At 45.5% G+C, this 16940-nt stretch carries 13 protein-coding genes; 6 read left to right on the top strand and 7 right to left on the bottom strand.

The features are described 5' to 3' along the window. Positions 1–94: 94 nt before the first annotated feature. From ACLWOR_RS05165 to ACLWOR_RS05150, 4 genes are all read right to left on the bottom strand, one after another. A complete protein-coding gene (locus ACLWOR_RS05165) occupies positions 95–1549 on the bottom strand; it encodes a methyl-accepting chemotaxis protein (RefSeq protein WP_413939611.1) in 1455 nt (484 codons plus the stop codon). A gap of 21 nt (positions 1550–1570) precedes the next feature. Beyond that, entirely contained in the window at positions 1571–2308 is a 738-nt protein-coding gene (locus tag ACLWOR_RS05160) for a DUF5020 domain-containing protein (protein ID WP_413939610.1), read from the bottom strand. A gap of 91 nt (positions 2309–2399) precedes the next feature. Then, positions 2400–4007 (bottom strand): S8 family serine peptidase, encoded by a 1608-nt coding sequence (locus ACLWOR_RS05155; protein WP_413939609.1) that lies wholly within the window; start codon positions 4005–4007, stop codon positions 2400–2402. A gap of 118 nt (positions 4008–4125) precedes the next feature. After that, positions 4126–4533 carry a hypothetical protein gene (locus ACLWOR_RS05150; protein WP_413939608.1) on the bottom strand — a complete coding sequence of 136 codons (408 nt, stop codon included), beginning with the start codon at positions 4531–4533 and terminating at the stop codon, positions 4126–4128. A 120-nt stretch (positions 4534–4653) separates the two neighbouring features. On the opposite strand from ACLWOR_RS05150, the gene tsaA reads away from it, so the two are divergent. The 4 genes from tsaA to ACLWOR_RS05130 all read left to right on the top strand — a co-directional run bounded on the left by tsaA (position 4654) and on the right by ACLWOR_RS05130 (position 7647). Next, positions 4654–5361 (top strand): tRNA (N6-threonylcarbamoyladenosine(37)-N6)-methyltransferase TrmO, encoded by a 708-nt coding sequence (tsaA, locus tag ACLWOR_RS05145; protein WP_413939607.1) that lies wholly within the window; start codon positions 4654–4656, stop codon positions 5359–5361. A 66-nt stretch (positions 5362–5427) separates the two neighbouring features. Continuing rightward, positions 5428–6411 carry an isopenicillin N synthase family dioxygenase gene (locus tag ACLWOR_RS05140; RefSeq protein ID WP_413939606.1) on the top strand — a complete coding sequence of 328 codons (984 nt, stop codon included), beginning with the start codon at positions 5428–5430 and terminating at the stop codon, positions 6409–6411. An 11-nt stretch (positions 6412–6422) separates the two neighbouring features. After that, a complete protein-coding gene (locus ACLWOR_RS05135) occupies positions 6423–6887 on the top strand; it encodes a hypothetical protein (RefSeq protein WP_413939605.1) in 465 nt (154 codons plus the stop codon). Positions 6888–6894: 7 nt separating this feature from the next. After that, complete coding sequence (locus ACLWOR_RS05130; RefSeq protein WP_413939604.1) at positions 6895–7647, top strand: hypothetical protein; 753 nt, start codon at positions 6895–6897, stop codon at positions 7645–7647. 104 nt (positions 7648–7751) lie between these two features. Here ACLWOR_RS05130 and ACLWOR_RS05125 read toward each other — a convergent pair whose 3' ends face one another. Continuing rightward, positions 7752–7982 carry a hypothetical protein gene (locus tag ACLWOR_RS05125; protein WP_413939603.1) on the bottom strand — a complete coding sequence of 77 codons (231 nt, stop codon included), beginning with the start codon at positions 7980–7982 and terminating at the stop codon, positions 7752–7754. Between the two features lie 155 nt (positions 7983–8137). Between ACLWOR_RS05125 and ACLWOR_RS05120 the strand changes: the two genes are divergently transcribed. Further along, positions 8138–9517 (top strand): hypothetical protein, encoded by a 1380-nt coding sequence (locus tag ACLWOR_RS05120; protein WP_413939602.1) that lies wholly within the window; start codon positions 8138–8140, stop codon positions 9515–9517. A gap of 172 nt (positions 9518–9689) precedes the next feature. Continuing rightward, a complete protein-coding gene (locus ACLWOR_RS05115) occupies positions 9690–11663 on the top strand; it encodes a lysophospholipid acyltransferase family protein (protein ID WP_413939601.1) in 1974 nt (657 codons plus the stop codon). 62 nt (positions 11664–11725) lie between these two features. Here the strand turns inward: ACLWOR_RS05115 and ACLWOR_RS05110 are convergent, their stop codons facing one another. Both ACLWOR_RS05110 and ACLWOR_RS05105 read right to left on the bottom strand, forming a co-directional pair. Continuing rightward, a complete protein-coding gene (locus ACLWOR_RS05110; RefSeq protein ID WP_413939600.1) occupies positions 11726–14404 on the bottom strand; it encodes a valine--tRNA ligase in 2679 nt (892 codons plus the stop codon). A 119-nt stretch (positions 14405–14523) separates the two neighbouring features. Then, positions 14524–16755, bottom strand: a complete 2232-nt coding sequence (locus tag ACLWOR_RS05105) for a cation:proton antiporter (protein WP_413939599.1) — start codon at positions 16753–16755, stop codon at positions 14524–14526. Between the last annotated feature and the right edge of the window lie 185 nt (positions 16756–16940).

Below are 16940 nucleotides of genomic sequence, written 5' to 3'. Positions count from 1 at the left end.
TTGCCATTCTAGGCAAAGCTCTAAACAGGATCATTTTGATTTGGCTTTAACTAGGCTGCAATACTCTGAACTTCTTACAGCCGTTGTTTGGGACTTAGGCGCCTAAAACCACTTGGCTAAGGACGTCCATCTGGGCTTTCATTTCCTGAGCCCGACGTTCAATTTCTGTCGACGTCGCGGCAATTTCTTCCGAAGAAGCGGCATTAGATTGCGAAGCCTGATCTAGTTGGTTCATGGCTTTACTGATTTGCTGAATGCCTTGCGTTTGTTCGTGGCTAGCTTGCGAGATTTCCTTATTGAGGACCACAACCTTATTCACGGAATTAAGAATTCGTCCCAGCACCTGACCTGAATTATCGGCAGATTCACGACCACTTTCAGTTCGTTCAACGCTCGCTTTAATGAGGTCATTGATTTCTTTGGCAGCAGTCGACGATCTTTGGGCCAAGGCACGAACGGCTTCAGCAACAACGGCAAAGCCTTTACCTTGTTCACCCGCCCGTGCTGCTTCCACAGCGGCATTTAAGGCCAACAAGTTTGTTTGAAAGGCGATATCATCAATCACAGACGTGATCTCTTCAATTTTTTTCGAATCAGACGAGATCATATGCATTGATTGAATCAGGCCATTGATTTCGTTTTCGCCCTCGCGAGCCACAGTCTCAGAGTCGTTCGCAAGATTTGAAGCTTCGCGCGCGTTGTCCGAATTTTTAGAAACCATCGACGTCAATTCTTCAAGAGACGCCACTGTTTCCTCGAGAGAAGCGGCCGCTTCTGTGGACGCGCTGGAAAGGGACTGGCCAGCGTGTGAAAGTTGCGTGATCGAGTGCGACACGTTCATGCTGATTTCAGTCAAGGCGCGAACGACACCACCAATAGAGTTTGAAACCTTGGTTGCCACAAGATGTAGGACCGCTAAGAGGATGATCGAAGCCACTATAGACACAGCTAGCAAGATCGTTGAGATGCGAGAGCGTTCTGATTTTTGCAGATTATTATTTTTTTGGCTAAGTTCCGTGTACATCGCAAAAATTTTTGTCGTTGTATGATCGACCTCGATTTGCATTTTTTGCCACGGACCCCCTCGGTCAATCATGTTTTCGACCCACGTGTAGTCTGCGGGCTGACCACGTTTGAGGGCTTCAATAATTTGTTTCGTATAGGTGATGTATTGCGGATAGTTGGCCTTCATCGCAGAAAAAGCTTCAACTTCTCCTTCTATATACGGTTGCTTCAAATATTCTTCGACTGCTTTTTGGTACGAATCGAGAGACATCTGAATCAAACCAATAAAGTTTTGACGATTTTTTTCGTCTGCCTTGTTGGCAAGAGCCGCGAAGCTAAAGTATCCAATGTTCGCGCGATTTAAATTGATTTGTCCTAAGATGCGAATATTTGGAACATAGACTTCGTAGGATTCCGCTAACATCTTACCGATCGAAGAAAGACCATAGAAGCTAATATAAGTTGTTACACAGAGTGCGATCAGTGGAAGTATCGCCGTACTGAGAAGTTTACCTTTAAGGCCTTTGAAATTAAAAATTTTCATATCTTGTCCTATTGATCTAAATTAAAAAATCCAAACGAGTTTTGCCTGACCGAGGCTCTCATCAAGACCGTCGATACCGTATTTATTTTTCCAGTAGAGCCATTCAACGCCGAGTTTGAGCGGCACTTTTCCAGCTGTTTTCTTCGAGAAGTCATAGAGAAGACTTGGTTGAGTCTGAAGGTTGTCTTTGATTGTACCTTCCTGGCCGGCCCAATCTAAGAAACCAGAAAACTCAACGGGAAACGAATCTCCACCAAAGCGTTTGAGCCAAACGATTGTGAATTGTCCTGTGTGGCCGTCATTTGCGAGGGTATCGCGATAAAGAAATTGAGTGGCGAAATAGTCAATACTGATGTCTTTCCACTCGATTGTGACTCCCGCCAGGGCAGCACGTTTCGCTGGGCCCTGGGGAAGCTCGTAATTCAACTGTAGCAGAATATCTTTCACCACAGAGTCCGGTTCTTTCATCAACCCCATTTTGGTCAGGCTGAATGCCGGAGAGAACTCCCCATAATAAGTCGTGTTGTCATCGGTGTCGGGACTGGAAATATCAAAGAAGAAAAAGTTGCTCCCATAAGCCCATGAGCTCACGTGATTAAAAGTAAAGACTGTCTTGGAGTATGTTGTATCTCCAGGAGCCTTGTACGAATCTCCATGCAGAATTTGAAATTCCGTCTGTTGCCAGTCGGCTGCATGGGAAGAAAAAGGAAGTAAGAAGGCCAGCGAAAGAGTGAATTTTGCGAATATCTGTTTTTGCATGGGCCTCGCTTCGGAGGCCTCGTATTTTTTCTTCAGTCACCTAACAAAAAACTCTGCTAAGGACCAAACGAATCAGAATTTACTCAGATTCTTACGGCAAATAGAACGTACTACCCATGCCAGCAGGAAGTTGGCAGAGTCCAGCTTCGTAAGGACGTTGGAAAATTTCCGCAGCTCCTTGGGGAATGATTCCAAAACGCGGGAACACTGCATAGCCACCTTGAGGCATTGCTACGATCATATCGTTGATCATATTGCGGCGAAGGTAAGGAGCCGCAAAGATCGGATCAAATGGCACCATCACGCGCACAGAGGCCGTTGTTTGCACAAGCACGCCGCCTTTCATGATGATGTCCTGGAGATAGGCTGGCACTTGCATGCGTGCGTTTTCAAAGCAACCTGGGCCTGTCGGACCAAAGCGCAGAAGATTCAAAGAAAGTCCGCGACGATCCCAGAACTGATTCGCAGTTGAGCGAGTGGCTTCGATCAAGTCTTTGCGAGTTTTCTTTGGTTCGTTAGACTTTAAGATCGCAAGACCTGCGGCGACGATGGCAGCGGAATTTGAACTTCCACGGTATTCTCCACCCTCAGTCAGTTTGATTGAAGAAGGCGCCATCAAATCTGGTTTTCCCAAGCGACGAGAAGACGAAGAACGATCTGAATCCGAAGCACCCACAGTAATCACTGTTGTATTATCAGCAGGGTTCAGCAAAGTTTCATCGACAGAGTGAGAAGGCATTTGCACGCCTTCGCCATCCACTGTGATGCGAAGAGTGTCGCGGCTGCCGAAATTTTCAGAGCGCGCTTTGACACGTAAAAAATAATTTCCGGGTTTGAGTTCAGCTTGGATAATTTCGCGCGGGTATTTTGAATACCCCGGACGTTCGGCATCTTCTTTGGTTTGTTTCAAAGCACTTGATTGCACGATGTTCAACAGATCATCTGTCAATGCCAGATCCAAATCCTTGTCCGTGCCGATATTCACATCATTTTTAAAATCATTCCACGAAAGAACAATTTTAACTGGGCATTTCTTTTGTTTGCCCGCTTCACAGCGAATGGCCAAAGCTTGATTTTGGTTCGGTAATTTCACCCAAGAGTCTTGGCCGATTTCAATTTTTGAGTTGTAAGTTGTAAGACCAAAGTTTCCAGCGGCATTCACCCAAATAATTCCCGCATTGGTTGCACGCGTGACCTGAGCATTGATGAAACCTGTGCCGTCGTGGTTTCCGCCGTATTCCCAAACTTCAGAATACAAAACCAAGTCCACTTGCTGCTCGATCATATCATCGATCGCCGCTTTGAAGTTTGTGTAGCCAAAAACATTGTACAAGAAAAGTTCTGGTTCCCACTGAGAAGCTTTCAAATCATTGGTCATGAAAGCTGTCAGAATCTGCGCCATGCGAAGGCCATGATCTGTCTCTGTTCCGCCAGCTGTTGCCGTCGGTGTTGGTGCTGGTTGATTAGGTCCTGGATAGTAGTAAGTGTCTTGAGGAAGCGTGCGACCGATTTCGTTTTCGTATCCCGCAAATCCTTTGTCCAAAACAGCAATGCGCAGACGGCGACCGTTGTTGTCTTCGTTGTAGTACTTTGTAAAACCCAACGAGTTTTTCAAGTTTTCAAGATTTGAAAATGGTTTTCCTGCAAGCGCAGAAAGAGAAAGAAAAAAAACCGCAGAAAGAGAAAGGAAGAACTTCATGGTCGCCCCTTATTGCTATAAAAATAGGAGCAAATATTTGCTCCTATAATTTCGTAATATCAAGGCTTTATCTGATTACGAGGGGTCTGCCAAATGAAAGCGACAGACCAGGTAATTCCTACCACCAGTAATTTGAGTAGTAGTAATAACGGTAGTAGTTCCAGTTGTAGTTATAACAAGGATTGTACCAGTTACCGTAGTAGTACATTGAAGAGTAGTAATACTGGTTGTAACCACCGTACCAGTACCAGCTCGAAGCGCCGCCATCTCGGTCTAATTCTTTAGCCAAGTTTTTTGCTGGCATTGGAGAGAACGTGCTCTCTTGTGCCAAAGCTTGTGCTTCGTGGTTGTTTTGCATAACCGCGTCTGTTGCAAGAACTGCAACGGCGTTTGTGCGTGTATCAACGCGAACAACGATTGTTCCGTTCATGGATTGGTTTGTGACTGATGACTCATTGTCGAGTTCTCCAGCTGAAGCTGAGAAACCAGCCAAAGCCACTGCTGCTGCAAGAATAAGATGTTTCATTGAAACTTCTCCTTTGATTATTTGCTCTTTTTTTATGCTTTTAGGTCCTCTTGTCACTCGAAAACAAACTGCATTTTGAAAGTCCTTGACGCAAGCGGGCCGGGCGGGGATACGGAGGGCGTGGAACCAATTGGATTTATTGAAACTTGCTATCGAGATAAGTTTGGAACCCCGCGCCAGCCGGGGCTTGTCAAACACGCTCATGCGCGCCTGAAAATACGTGCTGATTTGCAGCCCGAAGAATCTCTTCAGGGGCTCGAAGGATTTAGCCATGTGTGGCTCCTTTGGGTTTTTCACCAGAACAAAGTTTCACGCTTTCATGCGAAAGTTCATCCGCCTCGCCTTGAGGGAAAAACCATGGGTCTTTTTGCGACGAGAACGCCTCATCGTCCGAATCCAATTGGTCTGTCATTGGTGGAACTTATCGCCGTTGAAAAAGACGGTATCGTTGTCGCCGGTGCGGACCTTGTCGATGGCACACCGATCCTTGATATCAAACCTTATTTGCCGGAAGTCGAAGCCATTCCAAACGCGCGTACAGGGTGGCCTAAAGAAATTGAAAAAGACCCGATTGAGGTTGTTTTTGGTGCCAAGGCTGAAAGTATTTTAGGGGAGTGGCAGGCTCGAAATCCCGATAAATTATTACGAGAAGTGATAGTGGAAACATTGAAATTGGACCCGCGTCCTGTGGTTTATCGTGGGTTTGAGCAAGGAGATTCGCCCTATCGCAGCCAGCACGCTGTGCGCCTGTTTGACGGGGATATTCATTTCAAGTTCGAAAGTCCAACCCGGGTCGTAGTTTACGATATTCTTTTTACACATAATTAGTTGCTGTTGCTTTTTCTTTAGGCAGCTTGATAGAGTTCTCTACGAACTTAAAAAGGGAGGATTTTAATGAGAACAATGGAAACGGCTTCTCATGCAGAAAGCAGCACTCTTCGTAAGGTCCCAACATTGAGTCTGGCGTCTTACACGCAAGGTTCAGACGGTGATCGCGCCAAATTCATCGACAACCTTTTCACAGGTTTGAAAGAATACGGCTTCATCATCCTTAAAGATCACAACGTCAAAGCCGCGGACCTTAAACGCGCTTACGAAATCCTCGAAAAATTCTACGACTTACCAACAGAAGCAAAGAAAAAGTATGTTTCTCCGAAAGACGGTTTCCAACGTGGTTACACTCCGTTCGGCCAAGAACATGCCAAAGACTCTCCAGTAAAAGATTTAAAAGAGTTCTGGCACGTCGGCCGCGAGCTTGTTGCAAATCACGAATTGCGTTCTGTTTACCCAGACAATATCTGGCCAACTGAAATGCCTGAATTCAAAACTCTTTTCACATCACTTTACAACTCACTTGAAGAAGCGGGTAACGTGATGATGGAAGCATTGACGATGCCTCTTGAAGTTGAAAAAGACTTCTTCGCAAAAATGACGAAAGACGGTAACTCGATCCTTCGTTTGTTGCACTACCCACCAATTCCTGAAGGTGTTGATCCTCGTTGTGTTCGCGCAGCGGCTCACGAAGACATCAACTTTATCACGATCCTTCCTGCGGCAACGGCTTCTGGTCTGCAATTGAAAGATCGCGATGGTACTTGGTTGGATATTGATTCTGAACCAGACACTTTGATCGTAGACGTGGGTGATATGTTGGCTCGTTTGACGAACGATGTTTTGCCTTCAACTACTCACCGAGTGATCAATCCACAAGACGGCACAAATAAGAGCCGTTATTCTATGCCATTCTTTATGCATCCACATCCAAATGCGATGTTGAGCTGCTTGGCTTCTTGCAAAGGCACCGGCGCGAAATATGCGGATATCTCTTCGCATGATTTCTTGATGCAACGTTTGCGTGAGATTGGACTTTTGAAGTAGGAGGTTCTTTCGTGAAGAATCTCTTCATCATCTTTTCCGTTTTATTTTTCTCTTCGATGGGTCATGCGTTGGATAAACGCATGACTTTTCGTTTGATGTCTTACGGTCCGAATAAATACGAAATCAGTTCTGCTTGGAATCCACAAACACAAACAGCTCTTGTGCGTATGGGTCTCATTCCTATTTCGGTTGATTCAGGACTGCAGGATAAGGTTGTGCCATTTTCAAGTGCACAATCGGTGACATTTACTTTGCTCGACATGCCCGAAGTTTCAGCGGAGTGCGGTCAAGTGAGTTCATGGCATTTTGAGTACAGCCCGGATTTGCCAAATCTTCTGATGTACATTTCTTTAAAGGGTCCTGGTTGCCAAAAGCTTGCGCAAAACTTGGAAATTTACCTGATGCGTTTTCGCTTTGCTGGACTTTTTTTGACTCCTACCGAATCCATTGACGTCAGTGTCGAGGTCAGTCGATAAATAAAGGATGAATAAAAAGAATTTGATCCTCGTGGGCGTTATTGCAGTTATTCTGGTCCTTTCCTTTTGTTATTTCTGGAAGGCGGAAGGGCCCACTTCTCCAACATCTATTGAAAGTGCTGACGGTTTCCATCCTGATTCTATGCAGGAAACTCCACCACCTCTTGAAAACAAAGGCGACAGTGGCGGTCCAGCTACTGGTTTTGTCGCGACTCAAACCGCAGATCCTTCTCTGTACGAAGGTTATAAAACTCAACTTGTTGAGATGGGTAAATGTTTAAACCTTGAAGTCAGCGCGATTGATCCGAATGCGGAAATTAATTTTGAAACTTTGAATGTCGCGATCTCGAAAGACTTAGGCGATGTTGTGGCTGAAGAAGAAGACTGGAGTACAACAGATATCCGCACGCCATCAGGTGAGGTTCGTCGTATCTTGATTCAAACTCCTCCTCCGGGTGAGGGGGAGAGTGAAAGACGTTTGAAGTATTTGTCGTTGTCTCCAGATGGAAAAACAAAAGAACTTCCGGTCTCTCAAGATCAATCGGATAATCCGTCTGATACTTTGTTAGCAAGTCTTGAATCCGATGGCCAAGTCGTCGGTATGGCGAAAGCCCGTCGTATATTCTACGAAAACGGCGACGATCTCTACTTGTCAGAAAGAAACGGCAAGATCTATTCATTCACTCTAGCACACGAAGGCAAAGTCTTCCGCTGCAAAGGAATGGACGCCGGCAAGACAGTAAACTGTTCGTGTGAGTAAGCGCGCGTTTTAAAAACTAATGCGTTCTGCCTAGTCTGGCCCAGATAGCGAAAACAAAAAGTACAACGGCAATGCATCGAGCAAAAACAACGCTGCGAGGTCTATTAATATATGCAATTGTATTTCGTGGAATGAAGGTCAGCATTAGCAAAAACGTCGACATAAACATGAGAGCGACGGAAACGATCCAACGTGGGGCTGTGAGTTCTAAAAATATTAAAATCCCGATCCAACAAAGAAAAAAGACTTCTAAAATATTGTGTTCCCATTTCTTGCGCATATCTAAATCCCATCCCTGAAGTTACAACGTGCTGAAGCGAGATTGCTGAAGTCATTCTGACTCCAACGGTGTCGAGCAAAACTAAAGAGCAAAGAGAATGCCATTTCGCACGGTTGCAAAGTGTCGGAGGTACGCCGTAGCTAAAACATTATGACTCCAGTTGTTTTGGTACGGGAATTGCTCTCTGGTTTTTCACGGGGAGAAAACATCATGAAATTTTCAATACTCTTTCTAAGTTGCATATTAGCTGCGACTCAATCATTCGCCTTCGGTACGAAGGGACAAGATGGCTCTAGCGGTGATGATGGACGTCGCGGCACAGATGGCCAAGACATCCAAGTGTTTGCGCAGAATCTGACAGGTCTGATGACTTATCATCTAAATGGCACTGATGCCGGTGATGCAGAAGAAGGCCGCGATGGTGAAAGTGCCTACGCTTGTTCGTATTTTGAAGACGATGAAAACATTGTGGGCGCAGATGCTGGCGACGGTGGCAACGGAGGCGATGGCGGTCGCGGCGGTGATGGGGGCAGTGCCCTGATTTATTACTCTGATATTTCGCAACTCAAAAATCTTTATATTTCAGCTGTCCCAGGTAAAGGTGGTTATGGAGCTCGCGGTGGTCGCGCGGGACGTGATGGTTGCCGATGCAATCGCCGTTCTTGGGAAGTTCGTAAATGCTCGAATGAGTGGGTTCCAGATGACCGTCCTCCACAATATGATCCAGATGGAAAACCAGTGCCTCGTTCACCCATTTGGAAAGAGGTTTGCCATGAAGAACAGTTCTATTGCACAGACGGCCGCTCTGGCAGCAACGGTCGTGAAGGTTCCGATGGTTCTCGTGGAAATTACGGTGCGCTGACGTTGGTTAAATCCAACAGTGAACTTTTACCTGAAGCTGGTGGCGGATATGTTGCGATTAATAAACTTTCTGCAGCAGAGCCGACTTCGACAACTTTGACTGAAAATATTTTTGAATCGAAGAAGGGTGCAATTTCACTTTTAGCGCCGGGATCGATTGTTTCTGATACGTATCGCGAATTCGTTCGCCGTGCGGAAGAAAATGTTCAAATCATTTGGGCATCACCGAAAGATCCTGCCACTTTTTCTGGGTCTGTCTATGTTGGTATTGGGAATGGTCAAGTAAGCTTTCAAGTTATGTCTAATGAGCTGTTGATCTCAGAGACAAAAGACGAAGGTAATATGCATAGCTTGATCATCAAAGAAGCATATAAACTTGCTGACTTTGCCCAAGTAAGTTTGAAAAAGTCGCATTCTGGAAAGCGCACACAGATTATTGTGACGGCGCCAACTCCTCGTCGAGAACTGGTGAAAGATACTTACTCAGTTCGCATCAAGTATGTTCGTTGGTTGTTGCCGGATAAATATGTTTACTCCGGTGCTATCCCTCCAGAATTGGTTCAAAAGGGTGCTGAGCAAACAATCGTGAACTTGGGAAAATTGCAGTTTGAAGACTCAAGCTCGATCTGGAACAAGAAATTGGAAGTTGAGTTTACGTACTCTCGCCAAGTCCGAGGCTTGTCCCAAGGAGTTTCTAAAACTTTGAAATACACGCAAGAGAAGCTCTAAACATTAAATTGAAAGTGTTTCTCACTGACACCTGCCTAACAATTTTGGGCAGGTGTTTCTTTTTCTTCTCTGAGATCTTCTTTAACTCCCGCTGACGGGGTCCCTTTCTTGCTTTTCTAGTAGTCGAATTGACTTGATTATTTCCGTCTCAAAATGAGACAGAGGGAATTTTATGAAAGCAAGCCGTCTTCCGGTTCATTTTCTTGTGGCAGGCACATTAGCTTCGGGCCTTTTTTTAACACCTCCCGCGTTTTCAGCGAATAAGTGCGCAGAGCTTTTCAGTGAAAAGCAGGCCGCGATTTTAGCTCTCAAACTAGGCGTTCGCCAGACAGGCAATGCAAATAGACCCATGGGACTGCAGGTCGTGGAGTCACGATATAAAATCGTTCAAGAGACTATCAACGCATTTGCCACGTGGGTCCTCGGGAAGTCGATTCGTCTGGATGTTATTAACGATGTTGCCAAAAAATTCTTGGCCGATCAGAGCAGCGATCCTTATTTCGTGCGTCTGGCACGCGCATTTGATTTAAGAACCTCTGTGGATGAAGCGACACTAGCTAAAAATATTCCGGCTACTGGTGGGGGCATTGTTGTGTTAAATCATCCAAGAAATGGATCCGACGGAATTGCTGTGGCAGCAGCTATTTCCAAAATCCGTCCTGACGCTAAAGTAGCCATGACATTATTTTTAGAAAATGTTCCTGGCATGTCAGAGAATGCAATTTTCTTGAATCCTTACGGTGGACCTAAAGCTCGCCAATATAATGCAAGCCGAATGAAAGAAATGGAAGATCATATCCGCGCAGGCGGTTTGGTTGTGATCTTTGCATCTGGTGAAGTCAGTTTGAAAGATCCTGGATCAAACTTAAAACCTGTGGATCCAGAGTGGAAATCGGGAGTTGCACGTCTGATTCAAGCAGTTCCTGAAGCGCAAGTTATTCCTACCTATGTAGGAGGAGAAGCCAGTCGCGGATTCTATGAGGTTCGTAAAAAAGGTTTAGGGCTCAAAACCACTATTTTTCACGTTCGCGAATTGGCTAATAACGTGAGCCGCGAATTCCCGTTGTCATTCGCTCCTCCGGTCGCCGCCAAAGATTTGATCGAGATGTTCGGTACCAATACTAAAGAAATGACTCGTTATCTGCGCGGCCGTACTTACATCATGAATGAACAAACAAGTTTACGCGCGAAAAATGAAGTGACCAGACAAAGAACAGAGGAAATTGCGCAACCTAAAGATGCAGCGATGATTCATGCGGATATTCAAAAAACCGGGCAATTGATTTTTGCCGATCCTAAAAAAGCAATCAACGTCTATGCAGTTGACGGAGCAAAGATGTCGATCGACGTATGGCATGACCTCGGTATTGCTCGTGAGAAGTCCTTCTCCGTTGTTGGAGAAGGAACTGGCAAATCTATGGATATTGATCCTTTCGATCGTCATTACGTGCACATCATTGCGGTCGATACAAATAACAATAAGATGCTGGGCGCATATCGTGTCGGTCGTGTTGACCAAATCATGGCAGAAAAAGGGATTGAGGGACTTTATTCATACAAGTTCTTCGAGCATCAGGCATTAATCGCAAAGCATGGCTCTCAAATGTTAGAGTTGGGACGAAGCTTTGTGGACTTCGAAGCAGGGGCGAAAGCTATCATTGCTTTAGATCGCTTGTGGAAAGGCGTCAGCAGCTACGTCGCTTTGAACCCGCACTATCGCTATATGATTGGCCCGGTTTCAATTTCAAATGCATATTCGACAACGAGCAAGCTTTTGATCCTGTCTTATTTAAAACAGCGTATGGAGCCTGAGCTATCAAAAGTTACAGTGGGTCGTACGCCAATTGAATTCTCAAGCCAATTCCAAGCTGAAATCGATGCAGTGGCAGCGAGAATTCCGGATCTTAAAGAGCTTAATAAACTAGTCGTGAATCTTGATGGCAACGCGATTCCTCCACTGTTGACGAGCTATGGGAAGTTGGGCGCGAAGTATTTGGCTTTCGACCGCGACAAAGAATTTAACACCGTCGACGGGCTTATCTTGGTGGACTTGTTGTCCAAAGATGCTGCGGATGAAGCTTCAAAACACTTCGGCGAGCACTGGGATGCTTACTTAAAAGCGAACGGAATCAATTCGGAAAATTAGACAATAAAAAAGCCCACAACTTTCAAGGTGTGGGCTTTTTCATTTTCAGGAACTCAAAAAATCTATTGGAAGCGCATTAAAGATTCGCGCAAAGATTCCAATTGAACTTTGGATTGTGCTAACAACGCACGGTCCGCTGCCACAACTTCTTCATCAGCATTGGCTACGAACTTTTCATTCGAGAGTCGGCCTGTGAGAGAAGAAATATCTTTTTGCAGCTTTTCCATTGTCTTGTTGATGCGTTTTACTTCTTCGTCGAAATCGACCAAGCCTTCAAGAGGGATGATCACTTTCACGCTGGCATCTTTCACCACAACAGAAGTCACTGCACACTTCATAAGGTTGCCTTCTTCGCCGATTTCAAGGTTCTCAAGGCGGCCCATTGTCATGATTGCTGTGCGGTTGTTACCCAATAGTTTTTGAACTGTATCGTTTGTGACTCCCAAACGAACGTTCAATTTAATAGCTGGGCTGATGCGGTTTTCACCGCGGATATTACGCATAGCTGTGATTACTTCTTTAACGACGTCGATCTCAAACGCCGCACTTGTTGAAGCCAAAGACAAAAACTCTTTGTCGTTACGAGTGTTCGGGAATTGATCTACGATACAAGCCGCACCTTTGATCGGTAGCTTTTGGTAGATCTCTTCCGAGATAAACGGACAGAACGGGTGAAGAAGACGCGTGATACGATTCAAAACTTGCGCGATCACAAGTTGAGTCGCCGCTTTTTCTTCTGCATTTGTGCCGTTCATAACTGGTTTCGTGAATTCGATGTACCAATCACAGAATTGGTTCCAAATGAATTGGTATAAAGCGTTGGCAGCATCTGCAAAGCGTTCCGCTTCCATCGCCTCTTCAACTTCTTTTGTTACTTCAGCAAGTTTGGTGATGATCCATTGGTCAAATACGCTGATATGCGATTTGTTCGGCAATGCATTTGTTCCACCAGACGGAGCTTTAAAGTCAGACAAGTTCGATAACGCGAAACGAGCCGCATTCCAGATTTTATTCATGAAATTGCGGTAGCCTTCCAAGCGTTGTTCGCTGAATTTAAAATCCTTACCAGAATACAAGTGAGCTGCAAATGTGAAGCGCAAAGCATCCGCTCCGTACTTCTCAATCATCTCAACTGGGTCGATGGAGTTCCCCAAAGATTTGGACATTTTGCGACCTTGAGAATCGCGCACCAAACCGTGGATATAAACTGTGCGGAAAGGAACATCACGTTTGAACTCAAGGCCCATCATGATCATACGAGCAACCCAGAAGAAAATAATATCGTGACCCGTTACCAAGTAACTTGTCGGATAGAAGGTCTTCAAAGTTTCAGTTTCATTTGGCCAACCCATTGTCGAGAACGGCCAAAGTGCAGAACTGAACCAAGTATCCAAAACGTCGTCGTCTTGTCTGATATCGTGGCTGCCGCACTTTTCGCACGCTGTGATGTCTGTTTCACTTACGTTTTGGTGTTCGCAGTTATTGCAATACCAAACCGGAATACGGTGGCCCCACCACAATTGGCGAGAGATACACCAGTCTTCAATGTTGTTTAACCAGTGAAGGTAAACTTTTGTCCAAGACTCGGGTTCAAAACGGATGGTACCATTTTCAACAACACGTTTTGCTGGAGTCGCCAAGTTTTCCATTTTAACGAACCATTGTTCAGACAAGAACGGTTCAACCACTGCGCCAGAGCGCGAGCAGTGACCTACTGAGTGAACATGTGGTTCTTCTTTGGCAAGCAAGTTCTGAGCTTTCAAATCTTCAAGGATACGTTTGCGAGCTTCTTGAACTTTAAGTCCTTTGTAAGCGCCACCGTTTTCATTGATCTCTGCTTTACGAGTGAGGATGTTGATGAACTCAAGGTTATGAGCTTTACCGATTTTGTAGTCGTTAAAGTCATGAGCAGGAGTGATTTTCACAACGCCAGAACCAAACGCTTTATCCACGTAAGTGTCAGCGATGATTTTGATCTTGCGGTTGATCAAAGGAATAACAACATTTTTCCCGATCAAGTGTTTGTAGCGCTCATCTTCAGGATTTACAGCAACCGCCGTATCACCCAACATCGTTTCCGGACGAGTTGTTGCAATGGTCAAGAAACCAGAACCATCTTCTAGAGCGTAGTTGATGTGATACAAAGAACCTTTGATCGTTTGGTGCTCAACTTCAAGATCTGAGATTGCCGTTTCAAGGGGACCTGACCAGTTCACCAAGCGTTGACCACGATAGATCATACCTTTTTTGTGAAGGCTTACGAAAACTTTGCGAACGGCTTTTGATACGCCTTCATCCAAAGTGAAAGTCGCGCGTTCCCAATCACAAGAATCGCCCAAGCGGCGCATTTGAGAATAAATGCGATCACCGTATGTGTGTTTCCACTCCCATACTTTTTCCACGAATTTTTCGCGACCCAAAGCGTGGCGAGTGACGCCGTCTTTTTTAAGTTCTTTTTCAACGACAGTTTGTGTGGCGATACCGGCGTGGTCCGTTCCCGGCAACCACATCGTGTTGTAACCATTCATGCGTTTCCAGCGAATGAGCATATCTTGGATCGTGTGATCCAAAGCATGACCCATGTGCAAGAAGCCCGTGACGTTTGGTGGCGGCAAGATAATTGAAAACGGAGGTTTTGTAGATTGGTCTTGCGCTTTGAAGTAACCAGCCTGTTCCCACCACTGGTAGGTACGGCCTTCAACATCAGCGGGATTATAACGATCGGATAATTGTTCTGACATATGAAACACCTCGGAATTTGAACCTTTTGAGAGTATCAGATGTAGGCAGAACTGGGTAGTCGCTTGTGCGGTGTAGCTTGGCGAACTGCACCGCACAGACCTAGGTCAAAACTGGCGAATTAGAGGCCTTTTCGGTCCGAAACAACCCAAATCAAGTCGTTTTCGTGCATTTCGAAATTGCCAGTTGGTCCCAAAATTTTCTCATGGCCTCGTTCGACTCCCACGACCATGCCTTTATGGGCGTCGCGAATGCCGCTATCGCGGATAGATTTGTTTTTATACGGGGAGTTTGCATCCACAATAAACGAATGCAGGCTAAAGTCCTCTTTCCGAGCCACGATTTCCACGTTTCCGGAAGATTGGTGTTGTTTTTCGGCCTCGAGAAACTCGTGGAACTTTTGCAGCTCATCCTCGCTACCAAAACAAAGAAGCTTGTCGTAAGGCCAAATCACAAAGTCCCCACCAGGAGCAAAATGCCGTTGTGAACCGCGAAAGACTGCTGAAATCGTCACACCGAATTTTTCTTTTACCAGGGCTGTTCGCAAAGACTTCCCAACAAGTTCGGAATCAGCAATAACATCATAAACGCCCAGACTGGCTTCCCACGGCAAGAATTTGCGCGCCACTTGTGAACTTACCAGCTCTTTGCGCTCTTTTTCAGTCAGATTTTTTGAAAAGTTTTTTTCAATGAACTGATACAGGCGTCGCACCCAGAATTGACCGAATAAAAAGGCCACAGCCAAAGTACCGATCACCACACCTGAGGCCATACGCAATGTCACAAATTGTGCTAAGAGGGCTGATAACAAAATCAGAGCGATCAACACACGACCCGCAAAAATCGTAATTTGCAGTCCTCGGAGTTTTTGCAGCTCTTCTGCTTCTCGGCGACTTCCTAAAGAAGGTCCGCCCATGACGAGGCCCCAGAAGAAGGGCGCTGATGCCAGCAGTACCACCAGAATAGAAATCACTCCGGCCCATGGACTCTCTGACAGGTAGTTTGTCATCTCGACACTAAGGAAATTTCGATATGTTCCTAAGATCGCGATAATCACAATAGCGTTGAGTAAAATTTTAAATCCGTAGGTCTTCAGAATCAGGCTGCCCATACCACCTTTGCCTGTTTGATTAAAGGAAGTGTGATAGCGGTCCATAGCTTGGGCAATTGACGGAGGAATCTTGGGGTCGATCCAGCGATAAAAAGGTTCAGCCACCTTAATCAAATAAGGTGTCGTGAATGTCGTCACGGCGGAGACCGCGATTGCCAGCGGATAAAGGAAATCCGATGTCACTTTCAGACTCACACCTAACGAAGCAATAATAAATGAGAACTCCCCAATTTGCGCCAAGCTCATGCCTGCTTGCAAAGCTGTCTTGCGCGGTTTTCCAGATAGGAGGGCACCCAAAAAAGTGCTGACAAATTTTCCGAAGATCGTGATCAAGGTGACCATCAAAACCATATCCCAACGTTCGATCAAAACCTTAGGATCGATCATCATACCGACAGAGACAAAGAAGATCGCGGCAAAAAGATTTTTCACCGGCTGTAGAACATGCTCCATTTTATGACCCTCTGGAGTTTCAGCCAGCAACGAGCCCATGACGAACGCGCCCAATGCGGGAGAAAAGCCTACATTGGCAGCGATCATCACCATCATAAAACAAAGGCCGATAGCGACAAGCAGAGTTGTTTCGTCTTCCAAAAGAGAGCGAATTTTGCGCAGAAAAATCGGAATAAGAAAAATACCGACAACGAACCATAAAGCGATAAAGAAAAGAAGACGCAGTCCTGAGCCCAAAAGATCCAGACCGGAGATTGCACCTGATCCAGCGATGGCAGTGAGCAGAACTAACAACAAAATGGCAACGATGTCTTCAACAACAAGAATTCCGAACACCAGTTCGACGAATTTCTGGCCGCGCATTCCGAGTTCTTGAAAGGCACGCACAATAATTGTCGTCGAAGAAACTGAAAGAATACCACCAAAGAACAAGCTGTCTATGGTGTTCCAACCCCAGAGTCGTCCGACGAAGTAACCAAGGCCCAGCATAAAGATCACTTCAAAGACGGCGGTAAAGCTCGCCGCGCCACCTACTTTGAAAAGTTTTTTGAAACTAAATTCCAGTCCCAAACTGAAAAGAAGGAAGATCACGCCGATCTCAGACCAGACTTTGATGCTTTCGTTATCTGTCACCGTGGGAATAAAAGGAACATGAGGACTTACTAGGAAACCCGCGATCAGATATCCCAAGACTAAAGGCTGTCCTAATTTTTTGAACAGCAAAGTGGAGAGCGCAGCAATAACAAGGATGAAACCTAAGTCAGTGATAAGATGAGGCAAATGAGTCATATGTTACCTTTACAGAAGCGTCGATGGTGGGCCAAGTTCTAATCTCAAATTTGCGCAAAATGTCCTGTTTGTCCTGCTCCGTTTCCTACTTTGGTACGGCCGAAAATACTGCTGAAAATAAAATGTGAGTTAATAAACAAGTGTTCATTACTAAAGAACAACCTTTGGGATCCGAAGAGTAGTCT

Origin of the sequence: Bdellovibrio sp. HCB2-146 (assembly GCF_047345725.1) — a bacterium.
In the GTDB taxonomy this organism is placed as follows: Bacteria; Bdellovibrionota; Bdellovibrionia; order Bdellovibrionales; family Bdellovibrionaceae; genus Bdellovibrio.
The sequence above is the reverse complement of the archived record's forward strand: the minus strand, read 5'-3'. Positions and strand labels throughout refer to the sequence as shown.

What these genes read in the sequence shown, in the direction of transcription:
- ACLWOR_RS05165 (WP_413939611.1), bottom strand. Translation starts at nt 1,549, where the DNA reads ATGAAAATTTTTAATTTCAAAGGCCTTAAAGGTAAACTTCTCAGTACG.
- ACLWOR_RS05160 (WP_413939610.1), bottom strand. Translation starts at nt 2,308, where the DNA reads ATGCAAAAACAGATATTCGCAAAATTCACTCTTTCGCTGGCCTTCTTA.
- ACLWOR_RS05155 (WP_413939609.1), bottom strand. Translation starts at nt 4,007, where the DNA reads ATGAAGTTCTTCCTTTCTCTTTCTGCGGTTTTTTTTCTTTCTCTTTCT.
- ACLWOR_RS05150 (WP_413939608.1), bottom strand. Translation starts at nt 4,533, where the DNA reads ATGAAACATCTTATTCTTGCAGCAGCAGTGGCTTTGGCTGGTTTCTCA.
- ACLWOR_RS05140 (WP_413939606.1), top strand. Translation starts at nt 5,428, where the DNA reads ATGAGAACAATGGAAACGGCTTCTCATGCAGAAAGCAGCACTCTTCGT.
- ACLWOR_RS05130 (WP_413939604.1), top strand. Translation starts at nt 6,895, where the DNA reads ATGAATAAAAAGAATTTGATCCTCGTGGGCGTTATTGCAGTTATTCTG.
- ACLWOR_RS05125 (WP_413939603.1), bottom strand. Translation starts at nt 7,982, where the DNA reads ATGACTTCAGCAATCTCGCTTCAGCACGTTGTAACTTCAGGGATGGGA.
- ACLWOR_RS05120 (WP_413939602.1), top strand. Translation starts at nt 8,138, where the DNA reads ATGAAATTTTCAATACTCTTTCTAAGTTGCATATTAGCTGCGACTCAA.
- ACLWOR_RS05115 (WP_413939601.1), top strand. Translation starts at nt 9,690, where the DNA reads ATGAAAGCAAGCCGTCTTCCGGTTCATTTTCTTGTGGCAGGCACATTA.
- ACLWOR_RS05110 (WP_413939600.1), bottom strand. Translation starts at nt 14,404, where the DNA reads ATGTCAGAACAATTATCCGATCGTTATAATCCCGCTGATGTTGAAGGC.
- ACLWOR_RS05105 (WP_413939599.1), bottom strand. Translation starts at nt 16,755, where the DNA reads ATGACTCATTTGCCTCATCTTATCACTGACTTAGGTTTCATCCTTGTT.